This window comes from Xanthomonas sp. SHU 199 (assembly GCF_000364665.1).
In the GTDB taxonomy this organism is placed as follows: Bacteria; Pseudomonadota; Gammaproteobacteria; order Xanthomonadales; family Xanthomonadaceae; genus Xanthomonas_A; species Xanthomonas_A sontii.
This window is the reverse complement of record NZ_AQOI01000316.1, coordinates 1-1,276: the sequence shown is the minus strand read 5'-3', so window position 1 is coordinate 1,276 and position 1,276 is coordinate 1. Positions and strand designations below refer to the sequence as shown.

Genomic DNA, 1,276 nt, shown 5'->3' with positions numbered 1-1,276 from the left:
TCGCAGTGGCGGCGCTGGTACGCCGCCGCCGCCGGCATCGCCTTCACCTCGCTGGAGCTGGCGCGCGGTTTCGCCGGCGCCGGGCTGTTCGCCGGATCCACGCGCCTGTTCGCCATTCCCGAATCCAGTTGCCGCTTCACTCCCGGCGAGCGCGACCAGGCGCGCCGCGACAGCGGGCTGCATGGCGCGCCCTGCGTGCTGTGGGTCGGCCATCTGAGCGAGGGCAAGGATCCGCTCACCGTGCTCGACGGCGTGGCCCGCGCCAGCGAGCAACTGAGCGGGCTGCAGCTGTTCTGCGCGTTCGGCGATGCGCCGCTGCTGCCGGTGGTGCAACAGCGCATCCAGGCCGATCCGCGGCTGGCCGGCCGCGTGCACCTGCTGGGCCGGGTGGAGCACGCGCAGATCCAGACCCTGATGCGCGCGGCCGACCTGTTCGTGTCCGGCAGCCTGGGCGAAAGCTGCGGCTACGCGGCGCTGGAGGCCTATGCCTGCGGCACGGTGCCGGTGTTGACCGACATCCCGGCGTTCCGTGCGCTCAGCGACGGCGGCCGGGTCGGCGCGCTGTGGCCCTGCGGCGACGCCGAACGCCTGGCGGCCGCGCTGCTGCGGGCCTCGCGCGACGGGCCGTCGCGGGCGCTGGTGCGCGCGCATTTCGATGCGCAGCTATCGTTCGCGGCAGTCGGCCGGCGCTGGGCGCGCGCCTATGCGCAGTTGCTCGGTGCCACGTCGCGGAGCGCGGCATGAAGCTGGCGCTGGTGGTACCGGGCGGCGTCGACCGCAGCGGCGAGTACCGGGTGATTCCGGCCTTCCTGAGCCTGATCGAGCGGCTGGCGCGCGTGCATGAATTACACGTCTTCGTGCTGCACCAGGAACCGCTGCCGGCGCAATGGGACCTGCTGGGCGCGCGGATCCACAACATCGGCGCGGCGCGTACGCGCTGGCGGGCGATCGCCGCGATCCGCGCCGAGCACCGCCGCGCGCCGTTCGACGTGGTGCAGTCGCTGTTTTCCGGCCACTGCAGCCTGATCGCGGTGGCGGCAGCGCGCTCGCTGCGGCGGCCGAGCCTGGTGCACATCGCCGGCGGCGAACTGGTCGCACTGCATGCGATCGGCTACGGCGGCCGGCGCAAATGGCAGGGGCGGCTGCGCGAGGCGCTGGTGTTGCGCCTGGCGAGTGCGGTGACCGCCGCCAGCGCGCCCATCCTCGACAGCTTGCGGGCGTTGGGCATCGCCGCCGAACGCGTGCCGCTGGGCGTGGACCTGCGCGCCTGGCCGCC

2 protein-coding genes are annotated in these 1,276 nt (G+C 73.9%); both read left to right on the top strand.

The window, feature by feature from the left end; all coding sequences use genetic code 11:
* On the top strand, positions 1-744 hold a 744-nt coding region (locus D183_RS0111300; RefSeq protein WP_017909085.1), incomplete at its 5' end, for a glycosyltransferase family 4 protein.
* Positions 741-1,276: glycosyltransferase (locus D183_RS0111295; protein WP_017909084.1), on the top strand; the 536-nt coding region annotated here is incomplete at its 3' end. The genes D183_RS0111300 and D183_RS0111295, both read left to right, overlap by 4 nt.